Source organism: Xenorhabdus miraniensis, from assembly GCF_002632615.1.
The window spans coordinates 154,894-164,358 of the sequence record NZ_NITZ01000006.1 but is presented as its reverse complement, the minus strand read 5'-3'; the positions used below and the strand labels follow the sequence as shown (position 1 = coordinate 164,358).

The 9,465-nt window shown below is 44.7% G+C and carries 6 protein-coding genes; 5 read left to right on the top strand and 1 reads right to left on the bottom strand.

The features are described 5' to 3' along the window. Window positions 1-123 precede the first annotated feature (123 nt). Entirely contained in the window at window positions 124-957 is an 834-nt protein-coding gene (locus tag Xmir_RS08175) for a MurR/RpiR family transcriptional regulator (protein ID WP_099113898.1), read from the bottom strand. Between the two features lie 441 nt (window positions 958-1,398). On the opposite strand from Xmir_RS08175, the gene iolD reads away from it, so the two are divergent. From iolD to iolE, 5 genes are all read left to right on the top strand, one after another. Continuing rightward, window positions 1,399-3,333 (top strand): 3D-(3,5/4)-trihydroxycyclohexane-1,2-dione acylhydrolase (decyclizing), encoded by a 1,935-nt coding sequence (gene iolD, locus Xmir_RS08170; RefSeq protein ID WP_099113947.1) that lies wholly within the window; start codon window positions 1,399-1,401, stop codon window positions 3,331-3,333. A gap of 289 nt (window positions 3,334-3,622) precedes the next feature. Next, window positions 3,623-4,609, top strand: a complete 987-nt coding sequence (iolG, locus tag Xmir_RS08165) for an inositol 2-dehydrogenase (protein ID WP_099113897.1) — start codon at window positions 3,623-3,625, stop codon at window positions 4,607-4,609. Between the two features lie 188 nt (window positions 4,610-4,797). Then, the gene (locus Xmir_RS08160; RefSeq protein ID WP_099113896.1) at window positions 4,798-6,489 is read left to right on the top strand and encodes a solute:sodium symporter family transporter; all 1,692 of its coding nucleotides are present in this window, start codon (window positions 4,798-4,800) and stop codon (window positions 6,487-6,489) included. A 133-nt stretch (window positions 6,490-6,622) separates the two neighbouring features. Then, a complete protein-coding gene (locus tag Xmir_RS08155) occupies window positions 6,623-8,536 on the top strand; it encodes a bifunctional 5-dehydro-2-deoxygluconokinase/5-dehydro-2-deoxyphosphogluconate aldolase (protein WP_099113895.1) in 1,914 nt (637 codons plus the stop codon). A gap of 37 nt (window positions 8,537-8,573) precedes the next feature. Then, window positions 8,574-9,464, top strand: coding sequence for a myo-inosose-2 dehydratase (gene iolE / locus Xmir_RS08150; protein ID WP_099113894.1), 891 nt, complete (start codon window positions 8,574-8,576; stop codon window positions 9,462-9,464). Window position 9,465 lies beyond the last annotated feature (1 nt).

Sequence of the window (9,465 nt, the reverse complement as noted above, 5' to 3'; positions counted from 1 at the left end):
GTTAAAGATGTTTATAATGGCCGGACATCTCTTCCCAAATAGAACTAAGATAAAGAACCCGCCACTGAATTTTCTCCCGAATGGAAAAGATCCAGTGGCGACTAAAAGGCACGATCAAGCATGTTAACTTGCATTACCCTGCCGGTACGCCAGCGCTACTGCCAATGATTGCACTAAACACAAGGTTGCAGACTGAGAGCGGAACGCATCAACCTGTGCCTCCTTCACCACAAAGCAAACATCACTGAAACTGGCCAGCGGGCTAATTTGGCTATCAGTGATCACAATTTGCTTTGCCCCTGCCTTTGCCGCTCTTTCGCTTACCATTACGGTTTCTTCTGCATACGGTGTAAAACTGATGGATATCACGACGTCTTTGGGGCCAATCATATTCATTTGTTCGCGGAACATACCACCTAAACCATCGATCAACATAGGGTGGCATTCGAGATGACTGAGGGCGTAAGCAAGGTATGATGCAACACTGAAAGAGCGGCGCAGCCCAATAATGTAAATATTGTGCGCATTTGCCAGCAAATTCACTGCCTTATTTAAATCCTCTGCCGGTGTACGGGCAGCGAGTTGCTGCATGGCCTGAGCATTGGAATGGGCAAATTCCTGCAAAATATGTTGGGGTTCTTCCGGTATTTGATGAGCACCGTCTAATTCTTTGAACAGGCGTGCCCGATCGGTATAACTGGCTGTTTCTTCCACCAGATTCATGCGAAACAATTGTTTCATTTCATTGAATCCACTGAAATTAAAGGCATTGGCAAAGCGGATCAAAGTGGAAGGCGGAACGTCAGCTTCTTTTGCGATAACGGCAACAGTATCAAATGCAACACTGTTCGTATTATCCAATACATATCTTGCAACCTGCTGTAATCTTTTACTTAATTCACCATAGCGTGAGCGTACTTGTTCTTGAAGTTCATTCAGGTTAGATGCAGCAGACATAATGCCTCCATAAAGAAATTTTAATGAAATAGGTAATTCATTCATCAGGCAATTATGCTTGATGCAGGCGAAGATATTCGCAAGTTGCCACTGTATGATGAATATAATTGCATAAAAATAACGTGTTGATCACATTAATTAAAACGCATTTCAATTCTCATTAAAAGTGAAATGTTTATTTCATATATCTGTGGCATCTTGATTCAACGTCTATTGATTAACTTCTATTGATTCAATCGTCATTGTATTTTTAGAGAGGCTCAGAATGGAACAGGTTAAAAATTTTATTGGCGGGCAACTCACTGATAGCCAAAGTGGTCGCATTACATCTATTTTTAATCCGGTAGCTGGATTATGACACGGCATTGAGTTTGGTTAATCATCACGATAGCAGCTTTGTGATGCCAACAATGGAGTAGCTATTTCATGAAAAACAGAGTGATGAATACGAAGAAAATGACGATGGCTCAAGCCTTGGTCAAATTTCTCAACCAGCAATATATCTGTATTGATGGAGAAGAATACCCTTTTATCCAAGGTGTATTCACAATATTTGGGCACGGTAATGTGGTGGGATTAGGTCAGGCACTGGAGCAGGAGCCGGGACATCTTCGCGTTTACCAAGGTTGTAATGAACAGGGAATGGCACATATTGCTACGGGTTTTGCCAAGCAAAAAAAGCGTCGGCAGATTTTTGCCGTAACTTCTTCTATCGGGCCGGGCGCTGCCAATATGGTCACGGCTGCGGCAACCGCAACCGCAAACCGCATCCCGCTCTTGTTATTGCCGGGAGATACCTTTGCCTGCCGTCAGCCAGATCCGGTTTTGCAACAAATAGAACAATATGGTGATGGCACCACCAGTACCAATGATTGCTTCCGTCCGGTATCCCGCTATTGGGATCGTATTTCCAGACCAGAACAACTAATGACAGCTATGATCCACGCCATGCGGGTATTGACCGATCCGGCTGATACCGGCGCTGTCACGATTTGTCTTCCGCAAGATGTTCAGGGAGAAGTATGGGATTACCCTAATGACTTCTTCCAGAAACGGGTTCACCAAATTGAACGCCGTCCTGCTTCTCAGGTGCGTATTCAAGAGGCTGCTGCACTGATTCAGCGCAAGAAAAAGCCGCTGCTGATTTGTGGGGGAGGTGTGCGTTATTCCGCAGCCCATGATGTTTTTCGCCATTTCGCTGAAACATTCAATATTCCATTTGCTGAAACACAGGCAGGAAAAAGTGCAGTTGTGGCAGATCACCCCCTGAATTGTGGCGGGGTGGGTACGACGGGTTGTTTGGCTGCAAACCTGCTTGCCAAAGAAGCTGATTTGATTATTGGTGTTGGGACACGTTTTACTGATTTTACGACCGCCTCGAAGTCATTATTCCAGCATCCAGATGTGGAATTTCTCACTATCAACGTGGCGGAGTTTGATGTGTGCAAACTGGATGCGGTAGGTGTATTGGCGGATGCCCGTGAAGGGTTGAATGCAATTGCGCAGGAACTGACAGAAACAACATGGCGTTCAGCGTGGCAGCAGGAAATAGCACAGGCCAAATCAGCTTGGCAGAAAGAATTAGAGCGGCTGTTCTCTATTCAGTATCAGGACGGATTTAAGCCAGAAATCGCGGGGCATTTGGATAATAAATTAAGTGAGTACAGTGAAACATTGCAAACCAACCTGACTCAAACTCGTGTTCTTGGCCTGATGGATCAGTATTTGGAGCCAAACGCCATCATTGTTGGGGCTGCGGGTTCACTGCCGGGCGATTTGCAGCGGGTTTGGCGGCCAAAAGTACCAGATACTTATCATCTGGAATATGGCTACTCCTGTATGGGGTATGAAATTGCGGCATCGTTGGGGGCAAAACTTGCCTGCCCGGAACAGCCAGTTTATGCCATGGTCGGTGATGGTTCGTATCTGATGCTGAACAGCGAATTACAAACTGCCATTCAGGAAAACATCAAGATCACCGTTCTGTTGTTTGATAATGCCGGGTTTGGCTGCATCAATAATTTGCAGATGAGTCAAGGCATGGGAAGTTTTGCTACGGAAAATCGTTATCGCAATCAGCAAAACGGCAAGTTGGACGGCGCTTTGATACCCGTGGATTTTGCCAAAAATGCGGAAAGTTATGGTTGCAAAAGTTATCGGGTGCATAACGAGCAACAATTAATTGCCGCTTTGCTGGATGCGCAAAAACAGCCACGTGCGACTTTGATTGATATTAAAGTCCTGCCTAAAACCATGACGCATGATTATGAATCTTGGTGGAGAACAGGAACCGCGCAGATTGCTGAGGAACCAGCGATCACCGCATCGGCGGAAAAAATCAGAGAATATGTGAAAAATAAAGTGCGCCAATATTAACCGATACTGAGTATCTAGACACACTCTTGTTGCTGTTCCGGTGGTAATAAATTGTGCGGATCAACAGAATGTCCATTTTTCCTTATCTCAAAATGCAAATATGCTGAAGAAGCATCTTTTCCTCATAGTGGCATAGTGGCTATGGAGGAAATTGTTAGCAAGATGCACCCCAAGTGAAAGTTATGAGCTGGCTCTAAAAAATAAATTTATTCAAATAAAACGAAATTGAAATAAATATTTTGTTTGATATATTTTCATCCACACCAAAAGCAGATATCAAGGAGCATTCATGTTCAATATTGCATTATTTGGCGCTGGGCGAATTGGGCAGGTTCACGCTGCTAACATTGCTAATCATAAAGAAACTTGCCTTTATTCTGTGGTAGATCCACACCTGGCAAGTGCTGAAATCTTGGTACAAAAATATCAAACCAAAATTCAGACCACAGAAGAAGCGATGGCCGATCCTGATGTTCATGGTGTGCTTATCGCATCAGCAACGGATACCCACGCCGATTTGATAGAACTGGCAGCCCGACACAATAAAATGATTTTCTGTGAAAAACCGGTTCATCTTGATCTAGAACGGGTTCGTCAGTGTCTTGCTACGGTAAAAGCGTGTCAGGTTCCTTTGGTTATCGGGTTTAATCGCCGTTACGATCCTCAGTTCCGTCGGCTAAAAAACTTGTTTGATGCCGGTAAGGTCGGCAAAGCGGAATCCTTGCTGATTACCTCTCGTGATCCCTCTCCACCACCCGCTGAATATGTCCGCGTATCTGGCGGCATGTTCCGGGACATGACCATCCATGACTTTGACATGGCTCGTTTTATCATCGGTGAAGAACCGTGTGCTATTTATGCTCAGGGCAGCAATCTTGTTGATCCGGCCATTGGCGCAGCAGGAGACATTGACACTGCATTTATTGTTATGAAATTCCCATCGGGAGTAATGGCGACCATAACTAACAGCCGCCGTTCAGGCTATGGCTATGATCAGCGTCTTGAGTTGCACGGTGAGAAAGGCTTGTTGGCAGCAGGAAATATCAGGGAAAACAGTGTCGAGTTCTGGGGAGAAGAAGGTTGTATTGCAGCCAAACCAGAGCATTTCTTCTTGCAACGCTACCGTGCAGCCTATATCGCAGAATGGAGCCATTTTGTTGATGTTATGGCAGGTAGAGTAATTCCTGAAACCAGCGGTATTGATGGTGAACAGGCACTGTACCTTGCAGATAAGGCACTCGAATCCCTGCAATCTGGTAAAGAAATCAAGTTATAACCGGGCCTTATAAAACGTATAGCTGGAACATTTATTTCATAAAAAACCATGCCTGTTCCAGCAACCATCACTGTGGCAGACAGCTCTTATAAATGTCTCGCTATTTCAACAAATCGTCATTTCAACAAATTAAGAACAGAACGATGGTTTTTAATGCCTGAAAACGGTTAATCAGGGTGGAGGGTCATATGTCAGCTTTTCTTTCCTTTATCGGTTTTACGTTACTGGTCGCAGGAATTGCTTATTACAAAACACGAAACAAACATTTAAGTGATTCAACCGAAGGTTATTTTCTTGGCGGACGTTCCCTGACCGGAATATATATCGGCAGTTCCATGTTATTAATGAATCTGTCTACAGAACATTTGGTTGGCTTAAATGGATTAGCTTTCAGAACTGGATTCATTGTTATGGCTTGGGAAGTGATTGCGGCATTAACTATTGTGTTGTTTGCTATTTACTTCTTGCCAAAATATCTGAAATTAGGCATTTCAACGATCCCCGAATATCTTGAGCGTCGGTTTGATAGAAATACCTTACTCATTACATCAATTCTATTTCTGGCGATGTATGTCATTTCATTATTACCCATTGTGCTATATACCGGAGCCATTGCGCTGGAAAGTCTTTTTCAGGTTTCGCAGGTTTTTCACGTCGATAAAACTACGGCGCTTTGGATCATGGTCTGGGGTGTCGGGGGACTCGGTGCGATTTACGCTATTTTCGGCGGGATCAAAGCCATTGCAGTGGCTGATACCGTGAATGGTGTCGGCCTGATTGTCGGCGGATTGATGGTAACCATTTTTGCCTTGTTATATGCCGGGGATGGTAACGCCTGGAAAGGTCTGACCGATGTTTATCAGGCTCATCCTGATAAATTCAATTCCATAGGTAGCGAAGATTCACTTGTTCCATTCTCGACGCTATTTACTGGCTTGATTGTCTCTAACATGTTTTTCTGGTGTACCAATCAATCTATTGTGCAGAAATCATTAGGTGCCAAGAACCTCGCGGAAGGGCAAAAAGGTGTAATGCTATGTGCTTTATTTAAGCTCATTATTCCTTCGATTATTATTTTGCCGGGGATAATTGCATTCCATATTTTCAGTGGTCAGATGGATAATCCAGATAATGCCTATCCTGCATTAGTGCAGTTGGTATTACCTAAAATTCTGGTTGGCTTTTTTGCCGCCGTTGTCGTGGGAGCTGTATTCTCAACATTCAGTGGTGGCCTGAATTCTTCCGTGACGTTATTTACCGTCAATATCTATAAATCGAGGATTAACCCGAACGCTACGGAAGCACAAACTGTGGCGGTAGGCAAATATTTGGGGATCGTACTTGCACTGGCAACAATGATCATTGCCCCACTTGTTGCTAATGCACCTGATGGTTTGTTCTATCTGATCCAACAATTACAGGGTATTTTTAATGCCCCCATCCTCAGTGTGGTATTAGTCGGGTTAATGACAAAACGCGTTCCCCCGATTGCAGCAAAATTGGGGTTGCTGTTTGGTATGTCAGCTTACATCGTTTGTAATTTTGTCCTGAACATCAATATTCATTTTTTCCATCTGGTAGGCATTCTGTTTGTTCTGAATATCGTTTTCATGCTGACGATTGGTTATTTCTTCCCGGCTGAATCTTATCAGGAAGTGTATACAGAGCAGGTGGATATTACACCGTGGTCAATGGTGAAACCAATGGGGTGGTTAATTACACTGGCTGCTATCTCCATGTACGTTTTCCTTGCTCATAATGTGTCGGCTTATGTCATGGCAATCTACTATATATTCGCGGCCAGCATTCTGAGTTATGTTTTCTATCAAATAGGCAAGGCATTATCTTTTTGGCAAAGAAAACCTACGCCATTTAGCTGAAAAATAAGGGAATGAAATATAAAGGGCATACCAAGAGAAACGTTGGGTTAACGTCGCTGAAATTAATTAAATGTTGATGTTCAAAACCATTTGAGGTTTAACCAAATCAAGCGATTCGGTAAGAGGTGAATCAATGGAGCAGCATAGACAGCATAGAAAATTTGATGTTATCTGCATGGGACGTATCGCGGTTGATCTGTATGGTCAGCAAATTGGCTCCCGTCTGGAAGACATGGGGAGTTTTTCAAAATATCTGGGTGGATCTTCGGGGAATGTGGCCTACGGTACAGCTCGTCAGGGATTAAAATCCTCAATGCTGGCAAGAGTTGGCGATGAACACATGGGGCGCTTTCTGCGTGAGGAGTTGATGCGGGTTGGCTGTGATACCAGTCATTTGATTACTGACAAAGAACGGCTGACAGCATTGGTTTTGCTCGGTATTAAAGATAACGAAACATTCCCGCTGATTTTTTACCGTGATAATTGTGCTGATATGGCCATTACCCGCGATGATTTCAGTGAGGACTATATTGCATCTGCCCATTGTCTGGCGATCACCGGAACTCATCTTTCCCATCCACAAACTCGTGATGCTGTGCTGACCGCACTGCAATATGCCCGCCGTAATAGTGTCAAGACGGCCATTGATATTGATTATCGCCCGGTATTGTGGGGGTTGACCTCACTGGGTGATGGTGAAACTCGTTATATCGCTTCAGAGCAGGTGACATCACAATTACAGGAAGTGCTTTCCCAATTTGATCTGATTGTAGGAACCGAAGAAGAATTTCATATTGCTGGTGGTGCTACGGACACGCTGGAAGCCTTGCGAAATGTACGAGCACTGACTACTGCAACATTGGTTTGCAAGCGGGGGGCGTTGGGATGTTCTGTATTTACTGCCAGTATTCCAGACACCTTAGATGAAGGGATCACCATACAAGGCGTAAAAGTGGAAGTATTAAATGTCCTGGGGGCAGGAGATGCTTTTATGTCAGGATTATTACGTGGTTACCTCAACAATGAAAGCTGGGAACAGGCTTGCATTTATGCCAATGCTTGCGGAGCTTTGGTCGTTTCCCGTCATGGCTGTGCGCCAGCTATGCCGGATAAAACTGAGTTGGATAATTATCTGATGCGGGCAACGGAAGTGCCGTGTCCTGATTTAGATGCACATCTCAACCACTTGCATCGTATTGGTAGCCGGCGTAAACAGTGGGATGAACTGTATGTGATGGCATTTGACCATCGTATCCAGTTTGTTGAAATGGCACGTAAGGTGAATGTCAGCCTCGATCGAATTCCACAATTGAAAAAATTACTGTTCCGAGCCAGCCAAGAAGTTTGCACAGAAGCCCATTTGGAAGGAAAAGCGGGAATATTGTGTGACAGTCGTTTCGGTCAAGATGTACTGAATGCCGCAACAGGAAAGGGGTTATGGATTGGTCGCCCAATAGAACTGCCCGGTTCCCGACCACTTTGCCTCGAACATGGCGATATTGGTTCTCAGCTTATTAGCTGGCCACACGAACATATCGTGAAATGTTTGGTGTTCTTCCATCCAGAAGATAACCCTCCATTACGTCTGGAACAGGAAAAAACTGTGCAGGAAGTCTATGCTGCCTGTTGTCAGTCTGGTCATGAATTATTGTTGGAAGTGATCTTGCCAGTAGAGATGCCCCATTCTGATGAGTTATACCTGCGAGCACTCCAGCGTTTCTACAATCTCGGCATTAAACCTGACTGGTGGAAATTACCACCGATGCAATCCACTACCTGGGATCAAATTTCGGCATTGATTGAACAGCGTGATCCTTATTGCCGGGGCGTTGTGATCCTTGGCCTTGATGCCCCTGAAACCATCCTGAAAGCCAGCTTCAAAGCGGCAGCCGGAAAATCGATAGTTAAAGGTTTCGCTGTCGGACGAACGCTGTTTGGTCAACCCTCATTACAATGGCTGGCGGGAGAAATTGATGATGAGGCTCTTATTCTGCAAATAAAAACCAACTATCACAATCTGATTAGCTATTGGCACCAGCGCGGATAGCGAAGCCGGAATAACTACGTAAAACAGGAGAACCCTTATGGCAGTTCGACTTGGCATCAATCCCCTGACATGGACTAATGACGATTTGCCTTCTTTGGGTGCAGAAACACCTCTGGAAACTTGCCTGACAGAAGGGCGGCAGGCGGGATTTTCAGGTTTTGAACTTGGTAATAAATTTCCTCGTCAGGCGCAGGTTTTGGGGTCTATTCTGGCTGCCCATGATTTGAAACTGGTGTCCGGTTGGTATTCTGGAGAACTACTCAAGCGCAGTGTTGAGGAAGAAATCGCAGCGGTTCAGCCGCATTTGACTCTATTGCGTGAATTAGGCGCTACCGTGATGGTGTTTGCTGAAGTGACACACTGTATTCATGGTAATCAGAGTAAACCAGTGCATCTGCGACCTCTGTTTCCGGCAAGTTGCTGGCAAGAATATGGCGAAAAACTGACAGAATTCGCCCGTTATACCCAATCACAAGGTGTGCAGATTGCTTATCATCACCATATGGGGACGGTGATTGAAAGTGCAGAAGACATCAATAACCTGATGGAAAATACAGGAGAAGAAGTGGGTTTGTTATTGGACACCGGGCATCTGACCTTTGCCGGCGATGATCCATTGGCAGTGGCAAGACGCTGGTGCAAACGCATTAACCATGTGCATTGCAAAGATATTCGTCCTGACGTGTTAAAGGATGTCAAAAATCGGAAGACCAGTTTCCTTGATGCCGTATTGAGTGGTGTTTTTACCGTACCCGGCGATGGTTGCGTCGATTATCCGGCCATTTTTGATGTATTGAAAGCGAATCACTATAACGGTTGGTTGGTCGTTGAGGCAGAACAAGATCCCGCAGTTGTCCATCCGCTGACTTATGCCACGATGGGATATAACAATTTGTATCGATTTGCCAAAGAAGCGGAATTGATTTAAT

What these genes read in the sequence shown, in the direction of transcription:
- Xmir_RS08175 (WP_099113898.1), bottom strand. Translation starts at nt 957, where the DNA reads ATGTCTGCTGCATCTAACCTGAATGAACTTCAAGAACAAGTACGCTCA.
- iolD (WP_099113947.1), top strand. Translation starts at nt 1,399, where the DNA reads ATGAATACGAAGAAAATGACGATGGCTCAAGCCTTGGTCAAATTTCTC.
- iolG (WP_099113897.1), top strand. Translation starts at nt 3,623, where the DNA reads ATGTTCAATATTGCATTATTTGGCGCTGGGCGAATTGGGCAGGTTCAC.
- Xmir_RS08160 (WP_099113896.1), top strand. Translation starts at nt 4,798, where the DNA reads ATGTCAGCTTTTCTTTCCTTTATCGGTTTTACGTTACTGGTCGCAGGA.
- Xmir_RS08155 (WP_099113895.1), top strand. Translation starts at nt 6,623, where the DNA reads ATGGAGCAGCATAGACAGCATAGAAAATTTGATGTTATCTGCATGGGA.
- iolE (WP_099113894.1), top strand. Translation starts at nt 8,574, where the DNA reads ATGGCAGTTCGACTTGGCATCAATCCCCTGACATGGACTAATGACGAT.